The 16,750-nt window shown below is 54.3% G+C and carries 18 protein-coding genes; 9 read left to right on the top strand and 9 right to left on the bottom strand.

All coding sequences use genetic code 11. The features are described 5' to 3' along the window. Positions 1 to 55 precede the first annotated feature (55 nt). Both L1065_RS13820 and L1065_RS13825 read right to left on the bottom strand, forming a co-directional pair. Complete coding sequence (locus L1065_RS13820; protein WP_237096096.1) at positions 56 to 997, bottom strand: alpha-E domain-containing protein; 942 nt, start codon at positions 995 to 997, stop codon at positions 56 to 58. A 4-nt stretch (positions 998 to 1,001) separates the two neighbouring features. Next, entirely contained in the window at positions 1,002 to 2,426 is a 1,425-nt protein-coding gene (locus L1065_RS13825; protein WP_237096097.1) for a circularly permuted type 2 ATP-grasp protein, read from the bottom strand. Positions 2,427 to 2,716: 290 nt separating this feature from the next. On the opposite strand from L1065_RS13825, the gene L1065_RS13830 reads away from it, so the two are divergent. The 3 genes from L1065_RS13830 to L1065_RS13840 all read left to right on the top strand — a co-directional run bounded on the left by L1065_RS13830 (position 2,717) and on the right by L1065_RS13840 (position 6,095). Next, positions 2,717 to 3,031: a helix-turn-helix transcriptional regulator gene (locus tag L1065_RS13830; protein WP_237096098.1), complete on the top strand. Its 315-nt coding sequence runs from the start codon at positions 2,717 to 2,719 to the stop codon at positions 3,029 to 3,031. Between the two features lie 53 nt (positions 3,032 to 3,084). Beyond that, on the top strand, positions 3,085 to 4,137 hold the full coding sequence (locus L1065_RS13835) for a permease (protein WP_237096099.1): 1,053 nt from the start codon (positions 3,085 to 3,087) through the stop codon (positions 4,135 to 4,137). A gap of 209 nt (positions 4,138 to 4,346) precedes the next feature. Next, positions 4,347 to 6,095, top strand: coding sequence for a sugar phosphorylase (locus L1065_RS13840; RefSeq protein ID WP_237096100.1), 1,749 nt, complete (start codon positions 4,347 to 4,349; stop codon positions 6,093 to 6,095). Here the strand turns inward: L1065_RS13840 and L1065_RS13845 are convergent. Beyond that, positions 6,092 to 7,312, bottom strand: coding sequence for a glycosyl transferase (locus tag L1065_RS13845; protein ID WP_237096101.1), 1,221 nt, complete (start codon positions 7,310 to 7,312; stop codon positions 6,092 to 6,094). The genes L1065_RS13840 and L1065_RS13845 overlap by 4 nt on opposite strands. Before the next feature lie 15 nt (positions 7,313 to 7,327). After that, positions 7,328 to 8,098, bottom strand: a complete 771-nt coding sequence (locus tag L1065_RS13850; RefSeq protein WP_237096102.1) for a mannosyl-3-phosphoglycerate phosphatase — start codon at positions 8,096 to 8,098, stop codon at positions 7,328 to 7,330. On the opposite strand from L1065_RS13850, the gene L1065_RS13855 reads away from it, so the two are divergent. Next, positions 8,092 to 8,262 (top strand): hypothetical protein, encoded by a 171-nt coding sequence (locus L1065_RS13855; protein WP_237096103.1) that lies wholly within the window; start codon positions 8,092 to 8,094, stop codon positions 8,260 to 8,262. The genes L1065_RS13850 and L1065_RS13855 overlap by 7 nt on opposite strands. A 61-nt stretch (positions 8,263 to 8,323) precedes the next feature. On the opposite strand, the gene L1065_RS13860 is transcribed toward L1065_RS13855, so the two are convergent. Genes L1065_RS13860 through L1065_RS13870 form a run of 3 tightly spaced genes read right to left on the bottom strand, consistent with a single transcriptional unit; the run spans position 8,324 to position 11,247 of the window. Further along, positions 8,324 to 9,832, bottom strand: a complete 1,509-nt coding sequence (locus L1065_RS13860) for a tripartite tricarboxylate transporter permease (protein ID WP_237096104.1) — start codon at positions 9,830 to 9,832, stop codon at positions 8,324 to 8,326. After that, on the bottom strand, positions 9,833 to 10,270 hold the full coding sequence (locus tag L1065_RS13865) for a tripartite tricarboxylate transporter TctB family protein (protein WP_237096105.1): 438 nt from the start codon (positions 10,268 to 10,270) through the stop codon (positions 9,833 to 9,835). Further along, positions 10,270 to 11,247 (bottom strand): tripartite tricarboxylate transporter substrate binding protein, encoded by a 978-nt coding sequence (locus tag L1065_RS13870; RefSeq protein ID WP_237096106.1) that lies wholly within the window; start codon positions 11,245 to 11,247, stop codon positions 10,270 to 10,272. The genes L1065_RS13865 and L1065_RS13870 overlap by 1 nt, the downstream gene beginning before the upstream one ends. Before the next feature lie 120 nt (positions 11,248 to 11,367). Between L1065_RS13870 and L1065_RS13875 the strand changes: the two genes are divergently transcribed. Both L1065_RS13875 and L1065_RS13880 read left to right on the top strand, forming a co-directional pair. Then, entirely contained in the window at positions 11,368 to 12,294 is a 927-nt protein-coding gene (locus tag L1065_RS13875; RefSeq protein ID WP_237096107.1) for a hydroxymethylglutaryl-CoA lyase, read from the top strand. Beyond that, the gene (locus tag L1065_RS13880; protein WP_237096108.1) at positions 12,291 to 13,427 is read left to right on the top strand and encodes a CaiB/BaiF CoA-transferase family protein; all 1,137 of its coding nucleotides are present in this window, start codon (positions 12,291 to 12,293) and stop codon (positions 13,425 to 13,427) included. Before L1065_RS13875 ends, L1065_RS13880 begins: the two co-directional genes overlap by 4 nt. 71 nt (positions 13,428 to 13,498) lie before the next feature. Here L1065_RS13880 and L1065_RS13885 read toward each other — a convergent pair whose 3' ends face one another. Continuing rightward, the gene (locus L1065_RS13885; protein WP_237096109.1) at positions 13,499 to 13,963 is read right to left on the bottom strand and encodes a hypothetical protein; all 465 of its coding nucleotides are present in this window, start codon (positions 13,961 to 13,963) and stop codon (positions 13,499 to 13,501) included. A 114-nt stretch (positions 13,964 to 14,077) separates the two neighbouring features. Next, positions 14,078 to 15,007: a mechanosensitive ion channel family protein gene (locus tag L1065_RS13890; RefSeq protein WP_237096110.1), complete on the bottom strand. Its 930-nt coding sequence runs from the start codon at positions 15,005 to 15,007 to the stop codon at positions 14,078 to 14,080. 131 nt (positions 15,008 to 15,138) lie between these two features. Between L1065_RS13890 and L1065_RS13895 the strand changes: the two genes are divergently transcribed. From L1065_RS13895 to L1065_RS13905, 3 genes are read left to right on the top strand one after another with little or no spacing between them, the layout of a single operon-like run. Beyond that, a complete protein-coding gene (locus L1065_RS13895; RefSeq protein ID WP_237096111.1) occupies positions 15,139 to 15,990 on the top strand; it encodes a formate/nitrite transporter family protein in 852 nt (283 codons plus the stop codon). Continuing rightward, on the top strand, positions 15,983 to 16,468 hold the full coding sequence (locus L1065_RS13900; RefSeq protein WP_237096112.1) for an MgtC/SapB family protein: 486 nt from the start codon (positions 15,983 to 15,985) through the stop codon (positions 16,466 to 16,468). Before L1065_RS13895 ends, L1065_RS13900 begins: the two co-directional genes overlap by 8 nt. A 48-nt stretch (positions 16,469 to 16,516) precedes the next feature. Then, the gene (locus L1065_RS13905) at positions 16,517 to 16,708 is read left to right on the top strand and encodes a PLD nuclease N-terminal domain-containing protein (RefSeq protein WP_237096113.1); all 192 of its coding nucleotides are present in this window, start codon (positions 16,517 to 16,519) and stop codon (positions 16,706 to 16,708) included. The last annotated feature ends 42 nt before the right edge of the window (positions 16,709 to 16,750 follow it).

Consider the following 16,750-nt stretch of genomic DNA (forward strand, 5'->3'; position numbering starts at 1 on the left):
TGACCGGCGTGGCAAAAACGTAGCGGGTCTTATGGCGGATGATCAGACGCATGACTTACTCATAAAACCGAAAGTCCGTTTCAATTTGCACAGACAGGTCAGCCAGGAGCCCCAAGGCCTTTTGGATGTATTCATGCAGGCCGAAGTCAAAGACCGCGTCGATATCATGACTAAGATAGGTGCGTTCAAAATGAATAGCCTTTTGTTTTGCAAGGCTTGTATGGGTCAAACCATTGTTCAGGAAATTGAGATTGTCGCTGAGCTTGCGCACGCAAAATGCCAAAGACCGCGGCATCCTTTTGTCCAAGATTAGAAAATCCGCAATCTCTCGGGTGCCTGCACCGGCACCGTAGGCCATCCGAAATCCGCCTCGTGCAGACACAGAACGAAGGATGGTTTCCCATTGCACATTGTCCAGGGATGTTCCGACCGCGCTGGCAGACGGCAGTAGAACATAATACTTCACATCAAGAATGCGTGCGGTGTTGTCGGCCCGTTCAATGAACGTTCCAATCCGCGCAAAATCATAGATCTCGTTACGTAGCATCGTGCCATGGGTCATCCCGCGCACCAAAGCTGTTCGCTGGCGCAATGCACTGAGGACACCGGGCAGATCGCGCTCGATTACTTTGCGTGCCAGCATCTTGCGGGCGTTCATGTAAGCGGCATTTGTAGCTTCCCAGACCTCATGCGTAAGGGCCGTGCGGACAAGCCTTGCGTTTTGCCGTGCCGCTTCGATCAGCGATAAGACCGATGATGGATTGTCTCGGTCACGCAACAACCAATCGATCGCTGCATCTTTCGAAACTTCATCCCAGGTTGCTTCGAATTGATCCAGACTGCCGGCCGATTGCAGCACCGAGCGCCACTCACTCTCGCCCATCTCAAGACGCGTGAGCGCCATGCGCTGCCCGGTCTCGATCAGCCGGGCGGTGTTTTCTGCCCGTTCAAGCGTGCGATACATCCAGTAAATACCATTGGCCGTTTTGCCGAGCATCGCGTCAATCCTCCACGATCCAAGTGTCCTTGGTGCCGCCACCTTGGCTGGAGTTCACCACAAGCGAACCCTTTTGTAGCGCAACCCGCGTTAATCCACCCGCCGTCACCTTTATTTCGTCCGGACCGACAAGGACGAAGGGGCGCAAATCCACATGCCGAGGCGTCAGCCCTTGACGGGCAAAGATCGGCACAGTCGACAAGCTTAGCGTAGGTTGCGCAATATAGTTGGCGGGTCGCGAGGCAAGTTTGCGCCGGAAAGCTGCGATGTCTTTTTTGGTCGCAGTGGGGCCAATCAACATACCATAGCCGCCTGATCCGTGAACCTCTTTGACGACCAGCTCTTCTAGATTATCGAGCACATAGGCCAGTTGATCAGGTTCCGAACAACGCCATGTCGGCACGTTTTTCAGGATGGGCCGTTCTCCTGTGTAAAACTCTACGATTTCAGGCATATAGCTATATATCGCCTTGTCATCGGCAATCCCCGTTCCGGGCGCATTGGCGATGGTGATGCCCCCCGACCGATAGACATCCATGATGCCCGGAACGCCCAATTGGCTATCGGGATTGAAGTTCAGGGGATCGAGATAGTCATCATCGACACGCCTATAAAGCACATCAATCGGTTTATAGCCGTGAATGGTGCGCATCGCGACACGCCCATCGACCACACGTAGATCATGTCCCTCGACCAGTTCTGCGCTCATTTGATCGGCTAAGAACGCGTGCTCATAATAGGCCGAATTGTAAATTCCGGGGGTTAGAACGGCGACGACTGGCTGTTGGGTTGTGGCAGATGGGGCGCAGGCCGAAAGCGAACGGCGCAGGTCTGTGGGATAATTCTGAACGCTTCGCACGCGATTGCTCGAAAACAACTCGGGAAACATCTGTAACATGGTTTCTCGGTTCTCAAGCATGTAGCTGACGCCACTTGGCGTGCGGGCGTTGTCCTCCAAAACAAAGAACTCGTCTGGACCCGTGCGCACAAGGTCGACACCAACAATATGCGTATAAATCCCACCGGGCGGCGTAAAACCTATCATGCTTGGCTCGAATGCGGAATTCTGGCTGATCATTTCAAGTGGTATGCGCCCGGCCTTCACAATCTCTTGGCGATGATAAATGTCATGAAGAAAGGCATTAATGGCGCGGACGCGTTGTTCGATCCCTTTGGTGACGCGTGACCATTCTTGGCCTGAAATAATGCGTGGAATGATATCAAAGGGGATCAGGCGCTCTTCCGCTTCGTCCCGCCCATAGACGTTGAAGGTAATCCCTGTCAGGCGAAAAAGCTCTTCGGCTTCTCGTTGCTTTGATCGCAGGCGTTTTGGATCTTCACCACCGAACCAAGAATAAAACTGCTGATACGGCTGTCGAAGCCGTTCATCGCTGCCCCACATCTCGTCGAAACACGGTGTTGTCTCCATCCTTGGTCCCTTCACATATTCAAAAAATGGAGCACTACTCGGATCGGATTCGCCAGAGTTTGAACGGTTATTTGACCTTCACCTTACCACAATGCTTAATTTTTAAGTAGCTTGCGCGGTTTTTCCACGTTGCGCACGCAGCTTCAGGCACGAGGGCACAAGATATTGCGCTGTGGGTCGTAGGACCAATTTGCGGAAGACTGCCGTCATAATTGACCGTTCGTAGATACCCAAACGGGCACAAGTAAATATGCCTTGATTTAAAACTATTTTTCTAGTTATGTGGGGATATGAGCATTTCAAAAGATACAGCCCGCGCACTTGCAGCCCTTGGTCATGAGGCGCGGATTGATGTGTATCGCCTTCTTGTTCGTGCAGGAAATGAAGGTCTTATCGTCGGCGACATTGCTGAACATACCAAATTGCCGCTATCGACGCTGGCCCATCACCTTAAAACGCTTGTCAGTGCAGGACTGGTTCGACAGGTTCGCCGCGGGCGAGAGGTTGTAAATTTTGCTGACTTCGCAGCGATGGATCGGGCGCTGTCTTTCCTGACATCAGAGTGTTGTCAGGGTGTGGCATTGGTGAGAAATGATGCCGCATGATGCATGCTTCTATTTTTCTGCCCTGAAATAACTATAAAACTGGATATTTAACCATGAGTGATTTTTCCTATCCATCTATCACGCGCGGCGCCGCACTCATTCGCGCAGTTTGGTCGCAACAGCGCGTTTGGCTGACTACAATCGTGATCCTGATAGTCGTCAGTATATTTGATCCGCATCAGGGCTTGGAAAGCCTGTCATTCACTGCCCAAGCATTGTTGGGAACAGCGCCGTATCTCGCCCTTTCCATCGGTGTCGCAGCTTATGCCAGCGCATCCGGCGCTGACGGGCTGATCGCCAAGGCGTTTACGGGCGCACCCGTGGTTATGATTTTTGTGGCAGCGGCTTTCGGTGGCCTGTCTCCTTTTTGTTCATGTGGTGTCATCCCACTGATCGCAGCGCTTTTGGCGATGGGCGTGCCGTTGTCGGCAGTCATGGCATTCTGGCTCGCGTCGCCCGTCATTGACCCGTCTATGTTTGCCTTAACTGTCGGGGTTCTGGGGCTGGAATTTGCAGTTGCAAAGACGGTTGCCGCTATCGGGCTCGGCCTTGTGGGCGGCTATGTGACCCTTGTACTGACCCGCGCAGGCGCGTTCGCAGAACCACTGCGCGAAGGCGTTGGAAACGAAGGCTGCGGCGCGTCCAGTGTCCGTGACCCACAACCGCCCGTCTGGGCTTTTTGGCAATCCCCTGAACGCCGTGCGAAATTCTGGAGCGCTTCGATTTCGACAACTCTTTTTTTGGCGAAATGGCTAACGCTGGCCTTCGTCCTTGAAAGCCTGATGATCGCGTTCATTCCCGCCGATCTTGTGGCGAATGTCGTGGGTGGTGATGGGATCGGTTCAATCCTGACAGCGACACTTGTTGGTGTGCCTGCATATCTCAATGGCTACGCCGCACTGCCACTTGTGTCAGGACTGGTTGAGCAAGGCATGGCGCCAGGTGCAGGACTTGCCTTTCTTGTTGCGGGTGGTGTCACTTCCCTGCCCGCTGCGATAGCGGTCTGGGCCCTCGCCAAGCGCAGTGTGTTTGTTCTCTATGTCGGGCTTGCCCTTTCAGGATCCCTTGCCAGCGGCCTATTGTTTCAGGCCTGGATTGGGACATGACAGTATTCACCCGCGCTTGGCCCCGTACAACCTGCCGGGTTTTACCAAGCACAAAGAATTGGCGTTCCGCACGGCGGGCTGCCCTAATTTTAGGTCGTTTCGCCAAATGCGATTGGACGGGTGCCTGACTTTGCTCACATGACCTCGCTAAACTTATCACTGATGGTTAACGTAAGGTACAGCAGTAGGTTTACATGGGTTCCATTGCGATGAATGACGCCAAAGGTTCGATTGGTCCGAGAGTTTCGGCACTTCTCAAGCAAGTGTATCCAGAACTTGATAGTGATATTTTAACCAGTCTGGTCATCGATGCTTTTTGGCCCAAAGGTGCGCCCCGCCGCCAAAGGGCCCGTGCCGCCGGCAACTCGCTATGGTCACAAAAGGATGCGTTGCTGATCACCTATGGAAATTCCGTCATTGACGGGGTTCATAAACCACTTGATCTGCTCGCAGACTTCTTGGCCACCTACTTGGACGGCACACTGAACGCCGTTCATATCCTGCCATTCTTCCCATACACATCTGATGACGGCTTTGCTGTATCGGACTTTCGTGCGGTAAACCCCCAACTGGGCGATTGGGCCGATATCAATCGGATTGCCGAAGATTTCACGCTCATGTCAGACCTTGTTCTGAACCATGTGTCCAGCCAGGGCAGTTGGTTCAATGCCTATCGCCAAGGCCAAGCGCCCTATGACAAATTCTTTTTCGAAGCGTCCCCCGATGATGACCTTCGGGATGTTGTGCGCCCTCGAACTACCCCCCTTCTTCGAGAGGTCGAAACAACTAATGGCATACGCCATGTTTGGTGCACCTTTAGCCATGACCAGATCGATCTGGATTTTCGAAATCCCGAGGTGTTGTTAGAATTTCTTCGGATCATTCGTCTGCATGTCGATAATGGGATCCAGATTATCCGGCTCGATGCGGTTGCGTTTTTGTGGAAAGCGGTCGGATCGCCATCAATCCATCTTCCCCAGACACATGCATTGATCAAACTGATGCGCGTGCTGTGCGACTTCGCAACAGAGAAAATCATCCTTTTGACAGAAACCAACGTCCCAAAGGCCGAAAACCTGAGCTACTTTGGGCGTGGCGATGAAGCCCATGCAATCTATAACTTCCCGCTGCCGCCACTCATTTTACACGCGATGATGTCTGGCAATGCAGAGCATTTGCGGCGCTGGCAACGTGCGATGCCGCCTGCACCTATGGGCTGCGCCTATCTGAACTTTACAGCCAGCCACGACGGGATCGGCATGCGTCCCGCCGAGGGCCTCTTGCCAGAAGATGAAAAACAGCAGGTGATCGACACGATCAAGGACATCGGGGGACTGGTCTCGATGCGCACGCTGCCAGACGGCAGCGAAAGCCCTTATGAGCTGAACACAACTTTTTATGATGCCATGTCACGCACCTTTGCGGGCGCGGATGACTATCATCACGCGCGATTTATCTGTTCGCAGACCATCGTCATGTCGCTTGAGGGGATACCCGCATTCTACATCCACGCGATGCTGGCCACGCCCAACGACCATGATGGGGTCGAACACCGTGGGATGAACCGTGCCATCAATCGTCATCGGTGGGATTACCCAAGTCTGCGACAAAAGCTTGATGATCCAAGAACGCCACAAGCGCGCGTATTGGCGGACCTTTCCAAACGCCTGAAAATTCGGCAAAAGCAGGCGGCTTTTCACCCTAACGCAACCCAATTCACGGTAAATTTGGGGGACGAGCGTCTCTTTGGCATCTGGCGTCAAAGCCTTGATCGCGCCCAATCCATCTTTGCGATCCACAACGTCAGCGACACCGCAGTCACAATTTCCGCAGCTGAACTCAATCTGATCGAAGATCAGATTTGGGTCGACCTTCTTGGCGAAACCAAGGTCGACGCGGATGCGTCCGGAATCGTAATCGCACCTTATCAGTGCATGTGGATTACCAATCGCCCTTAGCTGAATTCCGCCTCGTCTGCCGTGGCCGCCGCGCGCAGTTCGGCCAAGAAGCCCGGGTCAGCCGAGTGAACACGGTTCCATGTTGGAATAAACGGTGTCTCGTGTGGATTGTCCAAAAAGAATTGGCCCGCCCGCATAATGTTTTCGGCAAACAGTTCAATCGCCCGCTCTTCTTGATGGCGATCGATGTGCAGACCATTCATCTTGGCGTCGTTGTAATATGCATCAAGCACGTCCAACGCGCAGCGGTAATAGGTTGCCTTGAGCGTCCGAAAGACATTGGGCGTAAAAACAGTCCCTTCGGCGGCAAGTTTACGGAAGATTGCCTTGCAAATGTCGGTGGACATGCGGCTTAGCCCTGCATTTGCATCCTCTTCGCTCAGATCCTGATGCTTGTGATCATATTGGTCAGCAATCTCGACTTGGCAAACGGCATGCGGCGCCAGATTGCGCCAGGCCTCAGACAGAATACCGATCTCAAGCCCCCAGTCCGAAGGTATCCTTAGATCAGGAAGCATGGACGTCCGCATGGCAAATTCACCCGAGAGCGGATAGCGAAAACTTCGCAAGTAATCGAGGTAGTCCCGATCTCCGACAACCTTCTTCAATGCAATAAGAAGTGGGCTGACCAACAAACGCGACACACGTCCATTCAGCCGATCCTGGCCGACGCGCGCATAGTAGCCTTTGGCCAATTGGTATGGAAAATTCATATTGGCAACGGGATAAATCAAGCGCGCCAACAGTTCATTTGTATAGGTCAGGATATCACAATCATGGATCGCCATGACCGCACTGTCCTCGCATGCGATCAAATATCCGATGGCAGACCAAACATTCTTGCCTTTGCCTGGTTCTGATGGCGCCAACCCCATCTCGACAAGCTTTGCACCCAAGGCCAGCATCCGCGGGCTGTCATTCCAAATAACGATATGATTTTGGTTCAACCCTTTGAAAAACGCTTTGGCATGACGGTATTGCGCCTCATCCGCCCGATCCAACCCAATTATAATGCGGTGCAGATACGGCACCTTTGCCAGCTCTTCCAAAATGCGCGGCATCGCGGGCGTTTCCAACTCGGAATACAGACACGGCAGCACCAGCGACATGTTTCTGTTAGCGGCAAATGTCTCAAGCTCATAAGTCAGCTCGTCAAGGGACCTTGTCCGCAAGTTATGCAAAGTGGTGATATTTCCGTTTTGATGGAAATCAGCCATGTCATTTCGTCCTTTTCACAATTTGAGCCGTTCCAAATGCTCTATGATTGCAGTGTTCCAGCCTTCAGGTCCGGCTTGCGTGGTGCGAATAACCCTGCCGCACTTTTCTGCAGCAAGTGGCGGCAAGGGCGTGCGGTGCGGGTTCGCGACAATCACACCAAAATCAGCCGCTTCCAGCATTTCAATGTCGTTCGGGGCATCGCCAAGCGCGATCGTGTGACGCGGGGCGAAAGCATCAATGATTTGCGCCATACGGTCTGCCTTGGTCTGCCCAAAAGACACCGTCAAAAAACGCCCGCCTGAACGGGCCGACAAGCCTTGCGCTTTCAGCGCATCAAGAAAAGCGGCCTTCTCGTCTTGCGAGCCGCGCCATACTCCGGGCTCGGAAAATGCGCGTTCTTTTGCAAGCGCGGCGGCAGGCAGTGTTAGCTCCGTCAGCTCGGCGATCTCGGCAACATCCAAATCTCCAAACCCCTGAAAGTTTCGCCTCAAGGAGTGCGGAATTTCCTCTAGCCTGGCGCGTAATTTTGCATAGACAGCGCCGTCCGCTGTTGGCTGCGCATGCGCTTCCAACAGACCTGCACCGTTTTCAACAATTGCAGGCCAGTTTTGCAGCCGCAGCGTATTGCGCAACAAACAGATCTCGGACGCAGTCTTACTGCTGGCCATGACAACACCTGCACCAATGCTTGCAAGGCGTTCAAGCGCAGAAGACGCCGCATCACATTGATAATCTGCATGTGAAAGCAAAGTGCCATCAAGGTCGGTGAATACAAGCAATGGCATCTGAAATGTCATGGCAACAAGAATGCGAAGAATTAAGAAGAAGCGCAACCGGTAGCCAGTCCGCGCCGACCACTGATGAAGCACTTATGCAATTGCTCTTGTTTGATGACGATTTTTCCAATGAAATCGGATTTGACAACTACTATCCGAATTTAGCTGCCTGAGAGTGCGGACCTGTCATAACCGCCGATAAGGACTGCTTTACGGCTAATCTTGGCTCAGATCTTACTCTGACAGCGCCTTTTCGCGGATGTTTTCACGACGCATCAAATAAATCGATAGCGCAAGGAATCCTGCGGTCAGAATATAGAGCGTGATGGAAATCGGACTTGCGATCAGAATGCTCCAATCGCCATCAGAGATCGACATCGCTCGGCGCAGGTTTCGCTCCATATCGCCCCCAAGAAGAAGGCCCAGAACCAGTGGTACAAGATTGATGTCCATCTTCCGCAGGATGTAGCCTGCAACCCCAAAGGCAACCATCAGCTCCAGATCAAACGTCGAATTCGAAATCGAGAACACACCGACAAAACTGACAGCCGCCACAATCGGCATCAACGCCCAAGTCGGCACAGCCATCAGTCGCGTAAAGATGCCAATCATCGGCAGGTTCAGGATCAGTAGCGCAACATTCGCCATATAAAGCGATGCCACAAGGCCCCAAACCAATTCAGGCTGCCGTTCAAACAAAAGCGGACCTGGCTGAACGTTCAGCGAAATGAGCATTGCAAGCATCACCGCCGTTGTGCCCGACCCTGGCACACCCAACGACAGCATCGGGATAAGCGCACCGCCCGAAGCTGAATTATTGCCCGCCTCAGGTGCGGCGACCCCGCGCGGATCGCCCTTGCCGAAAGTGCCATCGCGGTTCGATTTCTGCTTTTCCGCCGTGTAGGACATGACCGACCCAAGCGATGCCCCCGCCCCCGGCAAGACGCCGGCAACAAAGCCCACGAACGAACCGCGCAGCATTGCCCAACGCGTCATCCAAATCGCCTTCCAGGACGGCAACCAGCTTTCGACATGGATGGCTTTGGTCCGCTCCTTCACTGTCTTTTCCAGCAAAAACAGGATTTCTGAAATTGCAAACAATCCGACAAGCGCCACAATCGGCTCAATTCCATCATAGACGTGATAGTTGTTGCCCGTAAAACGCGGGATGCCAGAAATAGGGTCAATCCCGATGGTCGCAATCATAAGCCCAAGCAATGCCGAAATCAGCGTCTTACGTGGGTCGATGCCTGAAATGCCCCCGATCGTGGCAAAGGCCAGAATATACAGTGCGAAATAGTCAGCCGGTCCGAAATGGATCGCCGCGCGCGCAAGGAGCGGCGCAAAGAGAGACAAGCCAATTACCGCGATTGTCGCCCCCACAAATGACGCCACACCCGATATGGCCAAGGCATCTGCCGCCCTGCCCGCACGGGCCATCGGATACCCGTCCAATGTGGTCATGATCGCGGGTTCATCGCCAGGAATGTTCAGCAGGATCGAGCTGATACGCCCGCCAAACATGGTTCCGAAATAGACCGCAGAAAGAAGGATCAGCGACGACGCAGGATCAAATCCGAACGCAAACGTCAGCGGGATCAAAACGGCGATGCCGTTCACAGGCCCAAGCCCCGGAAGCGCCCCAATAAGTGTCCCGAAAAAACAACCTGCAAACAAAAGCGTCAGGTTCAGCGGGGTAAAGGCGACAGCAAAACCGCCCGCTAAAAGAGACAGGGTTTCCACTTAGAAATCTCCAAACAGCGAGCCGAGGAACGCCAAAGGCAATCCCAGGATTTGATCAAATAACACCCACAATCCCAGAGACATCGATGCTCCAAGGATCAAGGCTTTGACAGGTGCGCCGCCCAACACCATACCCAAAAGCGCGATCAACGCAAAAGTCGCAATAGGAAAGCCGAGCGGCACAAGAAACAGCGCATACCCGACCAAAACCGCCAAGGCAGCCAACTGCCGCAATAGGTGGTTGCGGGCGGGCCACGTCACTTCACCCGATGGAAAGACGATCAAAGATCCCGATAGAACCATCAAAGGGATGCCCACAATCATGGGAAACACCGCAGGGCCAAGCACATCACCAAAGGGCGCCGAATAGTCTTTGCCGTAATATGTATAAAGCGCCGCGATCACAAAGATCGCGACGCCACCGAGCCTGATGCTCATTAGTTGATCACACCAATATCGCGTGAGATCTGCTCCATCACGTCGCGCTGTTCACGCACGTAGGCTTCGAAGTCAGCACCACCGCGCCAAATCGGAACCAGCCCGAATTCAACCGCAGCCGTCTGCCAGTTTTCCGAATTGTAAAGCGTTTCAAGATCGGAGACCCATTTGTCGTATTCCGCATCTGTGATCTTGCCGCCCGTATAGACGCCGCGCCAGTTATACCCTGTCACGTCAATGCCTTGGCTTTTCGCCGTGGGAATATCGGGGAAGGCAGGGATCGGCTCGTCCGACAATGCCGCCAGCACGCGGATGTCACCCGATTCAATGAAGCCCGCAATTTCGCCAATGTCGGTTGAGACAACATCAATCTGGCCGCCCATCATCTGGGTCACCGCATCGGTGCCGCCATCGAATTGGACCCAACGAATATCGCCAAGGCTTTCTTGACCTGCTTCACGCGCAACCATCAGCAAACGCAGGTGGTCCCAACCACCAGCAGACGACGACCCCGCCGTCGTGACCGAAGCGGGGTCAGACACCAGAATTTCATTCAGATCAGCAAGGGTCTGGATCGGGCTGTCGTTATCCACTGCAATCACGCCCACATCCGCGCCCAACATTGCAATATAACGCATGGCGTCCAGCGGCGCAGGGTAGCGGCCCTGCGCAATCTGCGTAATCCCAACGGTTGAGGTCGCCACGAAAAGCTCTGCATCATCAGGGCGTTCATTCGCCACCATCGCATAAGTCACAGCACCCACGCCACCAGGCATGTTTGTGATCTGCACGTTGCCATCCACAAGGTCCAGTTCCTGCATGATCCGCCCGATTGTGCGGCAGGTGAAATCCCAACCACCACCAGGGTTCGACGGCGCAATGCATTCCGCTGCTTGCACTGGTGCCGCAACAGAAACGGCCATAAACGAAGCGGCCACAAGGCTCAGCTTTGACGTCAAAAGTGTTGTAAGACGCATGTATTTTCTCCTCCCAAAGACTGGTCTTTTGCCAGCGGAATTCAATCTAGCACCAAATTCTGGATTGGCATCCCCAAAAATGCAGCTACCTTTGCGACGAACACATGGGAGGGCGCAGACATGCATATCGAAATTACCGAAGTAAGCCCGCGCGATGGTTTGCAGAACGAGCCGCAGCCTGTCGCCACCGAAATCAAGGTCGAATTGGCAAAGCGCATGATTGCCGCGGGCGCGCGCCGGTTTGAGATTACCAGCTTTGTGTCGCCGCGCGCCGTGCCCCGTATGGCCGACGCCGCCGAAGTCATTGCACAACTGGACGCTGGCCCCGACATCACCCTTCAGGCGCTTGTGCCAAACCTGCGCGGTGCAGAACGCGCGGCACAAACCGCCGTTCAGGAATGGGTGTGTTTCATGTCGGCCACCGAAAGCCATTCGCAAGCCAACAGCAACTGCTCGGTCGATGAGGCCGTGGCGCGGTTTGAACCGGTGTTGGCCTTGGCAAAGGCCGAAGGAAAACGCGCCGTTGCCGCCCTTGCCGCGTCTTTCGGCTGTCCATTCGAAGGGGTCACACCCGTTGGGCAAACCGTGCAAGTCGCCAAAAAATTGCATGCACTTGGCTTCAGCGAGCTTAAACTGGGCGACACAATCGGCACTGCCACCCCCTCGCAGATCACGCAGATGGTGCACGCCTTACGGGCCGAGGTTCCGGATCTGGACCTGATCTTGCATTTGCACGACACGCGCGGATTGTCTTTAGCCAATGTGCTGACAGGCATCAATCTGGGTATCACCCGCTATGAAAGTTCGGTCGGCGGCATCGGCGGTTGCCCCTTTGCACCGGGTGCAACGGGCAATGTATCGACCGAGGATCTGGTTCATTTCCTTCATGCCGAAGGCTATGAAACAGGCTTTGATCTTGATGCCTGCATCGACACGGGCCATTGGTTATCAAAAGCCTTGGGGCGCCCGCTTCCTGCACGTTTGCTCAAGGCGCCACCCATTGGAACAACCATTCCGCTCGATGGCATTACACGGGCCGTCGGATGAGTTTGCATGGCATCCGCGTTATTGATCTGACCCGCGTTATCTCTGGCCCGTTTTGCACGCAGCAATTGGCGGATCTGGGTGCGGATGTGATCAAAGTCGAAAGTCCCAAGGGCGATCCGTTGCGCGCCCAAGGCACAATGATCGAGGGGATGAGCAGCTATTTCGCCTCGTTCAATCGCAACAAACGCTCGATTGCTTTGGATCCGCGCGACGCGGGCGATATGCAGATCATTCGAAGCCTGATCAAAACCGCAGATGTGCTGGTCGATAACTTCAAGCCAGGCACAATGGACAAGATGGGGTTGTCGGACGCAGCCCTTCAAGACCTGAACCCAAGGCTGATTGCCTGCCATATTTCAGGCTTTGGTCAAACCGGACCCTACGCACAGCGGCCCGCCTTTGATTTCGTGGCACAGGCCATGAGTGGTTTTATGTTCACCAACGGTTTTGAGGACGGGCCACCCCTACGCTCTGGCCTTCCGATCTCGGACCTTGTGGCAGGGCTTTATGCCACCATCGGCATCACCGCGGCCCTTGCGACCCCCAAATTAGACCGCAAATTTAACGCCATTGATGTCGCCATGACTGACAGCATGATCAGCCTTTTGTCTTACATGGCCACTGAAACCTTTGCGACGGGCCATAGCCTGCCGCGCGTTGGCAACGATCATCCGCTTGTTGCGCCATATGGACTGTTTGATACGCGCGACGGGCATATCGCTGTTGCGGTGTCTCACGATGGTATCGTCGAACGGCTGTTTTCCATTCTGGGATGCAGCGCTCTGTTGGATGACCCCCGTTTTGCCACCAACGCGGCCCGCATCGAACACAGGGACGCCATCAAATCGGAAGTCCAAGCCCGCTTTAATGATCGGACGACACATGAATGGACCGAAGTGCTTAACAATGGCGGAGTGCCCGCCGGCCCTGTCCTGAGCGTCGAAGCCGCCCTGAACGATCCGCAAACACAACACCGCAATATGACCGTGCAGGCCACAAATCCGATGGGTGGCTGGATGTCCGTTCTGGGCTGTCCGATCAAACAAACCCATGACGGGCCATCCGTACGGACGGGCGCACCTCTTCTTGATGGTGATCGTGAGGCGATTTTGAGCCTTATCACCACAAACTAAGGCCAGCCTGCCGCGCAAAGAAAAAGGGAAGCGCAAAACGCTTCCCTTCTTTGTGCCGATTGGCGCAAGTTTTACGATGTATAGTCCATATACAGACCGTCCAACTTGCCTTTCTTCTGGCTGAATGTGCCGCCGCTAAAGACAACGTTTGCCATTGATGCAATCTCTTCATCCGTCAGTGCCGCAAAATCGGCCTCGGGAATGAAGCGCTCAATCGCCGACTTGTAGACGTCTGCAGCCGCTTCATGGTCTGGCGCATCAATGATCATGACGGGCTGATTGTCGGTGCCCATTACCATCACGTTTGCATCCATCAGTAGCGCCTTCAGCTTACCTTCTTTTTGCGAAAAGGTTTCGCCGCCTGTCGCGATATTCATGGCCGACAGGACTGTCGTTTCATCAAGAATTTCGACTTCCAATCCAGGAATATAGCGCTGCAGCTCTGTCTCGTTGATTTCACTGTAGACGCTGTTTGCACCTGCGATGGTTGCTGTTGCGATCAGGGCAATGGCCGATGTAAATACTGTGCGTTTCATAACTAACTCCTTCGTTTGTTTTGCGCTGTTGTGGCGCTCGGATACCCAACACGGGCCAGCCGCGCAAAGTTCCGGAAAAATCATCAATTTCCGTAAATATTTGTTTTCATGAGATTATTCCGCAGCAACATCTTCACTTTCCGCCGTCCGCAGGTGCATCGGACCCTCATGAACGATCGTGCGCGTGGGGAAAGGAATGTCGATCCCCGCCTCATCCAGCGCCTCTTTGACCTTGCGCTTCATGTCTGCCTGAAATGCAAAATACTCGGCGCTGTCACACCAAACCCGCACCAGAAAATCCACGCTGCTACCGCCAAGACCGTTGACCTGAATGAAAGGTTCAGGAGTCGTATGCGCCCGCGCGTCCGACATGATCGTATCGCGGATGACGCGTTCGGCATCTGCAAGGTTCACCCCATACCCCACACCAAAGGTCCACTCGGCGCGACGCGTGTCATAAACCGAATAGTTCTTGATCGTATTGCCCCACACCTCGGAATTGGGCACCACGACCTTCACGTTCCCCAGATCCGCAATCTCGATATAGTTGAGCGTGATGTCCTTTACCGTGCCCATCACGTCATTGACCTGCACAAAGTCATCAATCTTCAGTGGCCTGAACAAAATAATCATCACGCCTGCCGCCACGTTGGACAGCGTGCCCTGCAAGGCCAGACCAACGGCCAAACCCGCCGCACCGATGACCGCAACTATGCTTGTTGTTTGGACCCCAAAGGTATTGAGAACAAAAAGCCCCGTGAACGCCAGCACCGTATAGCGCACGATATTGCCCAGAAAATTGAACAGCGTATCGTCCAGACTTTTGTGATTGGTCCCAAGCCTGCGCACCTTGCGCCCCAGAAATCCCGCAATGAAAAAGCCCAAGATGATAATCAATGTGGCGGCCAGGGCATTTCCTGCCAGTCCGACCAACGCCTCAAAGGTCAAATAGTCAGCCAGTGACTTGCCCCCGTAGATTTCGGTCTGAAACAAACCTTCGATCCAACTTGTTGCGCCTGCCGCCACCGTTTCCAATTCTTCCATTGGGTCTCTCCTTAAAATGCTCTTGCACAATAACGGCGGCGCAGGCCCGAAAGTTCCGTATGGCGCGTTGCACCGTGCAACCAAACCGCCGCTTACGCGTTGAGGCAGGTTAAACAACGCAAGGGCCACCCATGACACACTCAGCCAATTCCACAGATGACGTGATCAAAATGGAAAATTCGACCGAGCAAAAATCTGTCGAACGCGCGGCCAAACTTGCGCCAAAACATCTTTATGAGGTCATTCGTCGTGACGGCGAAGAAGAGCTGGACCGCACCAAACGCGCTTTGATCTGGTCGGGCATTGCCGCAGGCATCATGATCAGCTTTTCCGTTGTGGGCGAAGCGATCTTTCGCACCTATCTGCCACAGGCCGACTACAGTTATCTTGTCGAAAACCTTGGCTATTCACTTGGCTTCTTGCTTGTCATTCTCGGCCGCATGCAGCTTTTCACCGAAAACACGATCACAACTGTCCTGCCGGCCATGCACGATCCATCCATAAAGATGCTGCTGCGCGTGGCGCGTCTTTGGCTAATCGTTCTGGCGGCCAATGTGGTGGGTGCCTTTGCCGTTGCCATCCTCTTTGTGTTCACCCCTGCCCTCCCGCCCGAACTGACCCCTGCGATGCTCGAGCTATCGCGTCACGCCACAGGCTTCCCGACCGGCGAGGCGTTTTTCCGCGCGATCCCTGCAGGCGTTTTGGTCGCCGCAATCGTATGGATGTTGCCACAGGCCAACGGCGGCGCATTTATGGTCATCACCGTTTTCACTTGGCTGATCGCCGCGGGCGATTTCACCCACATCATCGCAGGCTCGGTGGAAATGGCGTATCTTATGGTGCAGGGTTTGTTGCCTCTGGGTCAGGCGCTGACGCAGTTTTTCCTGCCAGTGCTTGCAGGCAATATCGTAGGAGGCACCGTGATCTTTTCCTTGATGGCTTACGGCCAAGTCAAAGACGAAATGGTTGCCCATAATGATTGATCTGTGGGAGTTCGGACTGCGCGCCAGCGTCGCTGTGATCTTGGGATTTCTCATCGGCTTTGAACGCGAAAGCAAATCCAAGCCGCTTGGCATCAGGGCATATATGCTGGTCTGCCTCGGCTCGGCGGGGCTGATGATGATCACCATGAATTATGCGCTGAGCATTTCACAAACCTCTGGCCTGTCGGCAGACCCCACCCGCCTGATTCAGGGGCTTGTGGGCGGCATCGGCTTTCTGGGCGCCGGTGCGATCATCTCAAACCAGAGCGATGGGCGGCTGCGCGGCGTGGGCAGCGGCGCGGCCATCTGGGGCGTTGGCGGCATCGGCATCGCTTGCGGTTTGGGCTTTCTGGCCGAAGCGGGCATCTTGGCCGTGCTGACCTTCGTGATCCTGACAGGTTGCGACCGCCTGCAATCCGAAGGCCAACTGCCTGACGGACAAAAGGATGACGCGTCCAAAGACGAAGACGGGAACTAATCCTCGCCTCACACGTTAACGGCATGAAAGTGAATAAAGGAGCCTGTCATGGTAGAAATCGCTGGTCTCGGAAGCCTCATCCTCCTGGTCCTTAACGTCTGGGCCTTTGTGTCGATCATCGGATCAGGCACATCCACAGGGGCGAAAGTTCTCTGGTGTCTGCTCGTCCTGATCTTGCCGCTTGTCGGTTTTGTGATCTGGTTTTTTGCCGGTCCGCGATCGCAACAGCGCACCGTCTGACACCGATATAGAAACCAAAGGCCCTGCGTTCATGCGCGGGGT

Source organism: Nereida sp. MMG025 (genome assembly GCF_021654165.1).
Taxonomy (GTDB): Bacteria; Pseudomonadota; Alphaproteobacteria; order Rhodobacterales; family Rhodobacteraceae; genus Nereida.

What these genes read in the sequence shown, in the direction of transcription:
- L1065_RS13820 (WP_237096096.1), bottom strand. Translation starts at nt 997, where the DNA reads ATGCTCGGCAAAACGGCCAATGGTATTTACTGGATGTATCGCACGCTT.
- L1065_RS13825 (WP_237096097.1), bottom strand. Translation starts at nt 2,426, where the DNA reads ATGGAGACAACACCGTGTTTCGACGAGATGTGGGGCAGCGATGAACGG.
- L1065_RS13830 (WP_237096098.1), top strand. Translation starts at nt 2,717, where the DNA reads ATGAGCATTTCAAAAGATACAGCCCGCGCACTTGCAGCCCTTGGTCAT.
- L1065_RS13835 (WP_237096099.1), top strand. Translation starts at nt 3,085, where the DNA reads ATGAGTGATTTTTCCTATCCATCTATCACGCGCGGCGCCGCACTCATT.
- L1065_RS13840 (WP_237096100.1), top strand. Translation starts at nt 4,347, where the DNA reads ATGAATGACGCCAAAGGTTCGATTGGTCCGAGAGTTTCGGCACTTCTC.
- L1065_RS13845 (WP_237096101.1), bottom strand. Translation starts at nt 7,312, where the DNA reads ATGGCTGATTTCCATCAAAACGGAAATATCACCACTTTGCATAACTTG.
- L1065_RS13855 (WP_237096103.1), top strand. Translation starts at nt 8,092, where the DNA reads ATGGCATCTGAAATGTCATGGCAACAAGAATGCGAAGAATTAAGAAGA.
- L1065_RS13850 (WP_237096102.1), bottom strand. Translation starts at nt 8,098, where the DNA reads ATGCCATTGCTTGTATTCACCGACCTTGATGGCACTTTGCTTTCACAT.
- L1065_RS13865 (WP_237096105.1), bottom strand. Translation starts at nt 10,270, where the DNA reads ATGAGCATCAGGCTCGGTGGCGTCGCGATCTTTGTGATCGCGGCGCTT.
- L1065_RS13870 (WP_237096106.1), bottom strand. Translation starts at nt 11,247, where the DNA reads ATGCGTCTTACAACACTTTTGACGTCAAAGCTGAGCCTTGTGGCCGCT.
- L1065_RS13875 (WP_237096107.1), top strand. Translation starts at nt 11,368, where the DNA reads ATGCATATCGAAATTACCGAAGTAAGCCCGCGCGATGGTTTGCAGAAC.
- L1065_RS13880 (WP_237096108.1), top strand. Translation starts at nt 12,291, where the DNA reads ATGAGTTTGCATGGCATCCGCGTTATTGATCTGACCCGCGTTATCTCT.
- L1065_RS13885 (WP_237096109.1), bottom strand. Translation starts at nt 13,963, where the DNA reads ATGAAACGCACAGTATTTACATCGGCCATTGCCCTGATCGCAACAGCA.
- L1065_RS13890 (WP_237096110.1), bottom strand. Translation starts at nt 15,007, where the DNA reads ATGGAAGAATTGGAAACGGTGGCGGCAGGCGCAACAAGTTGGATCGAA.
- L1065_RS13895 (WP_237096111.1), top strand. Translation starts at nt 15,139, where the DNA reads ATGACACACTCAGCCAATTCCACAGATGACGTGATCAAAATGGAAAAT.
- L1065_RS13900 (WP_237096112.1), top strand. Translation starts at nt 15,983, where the DNA reads ATGATTGATCTGTGGGAGTTCGGACTGCGCGCCAGCGTCGCTGTGATC.
- L1065_RS13905 (WP_237096113.1), top strand. Translation starts at nt 16,517, where the DNA reads ATGGTAGAAATCGCTGGTCTCGGAAGCCTCATCCTCCTGGTCCTTAAC.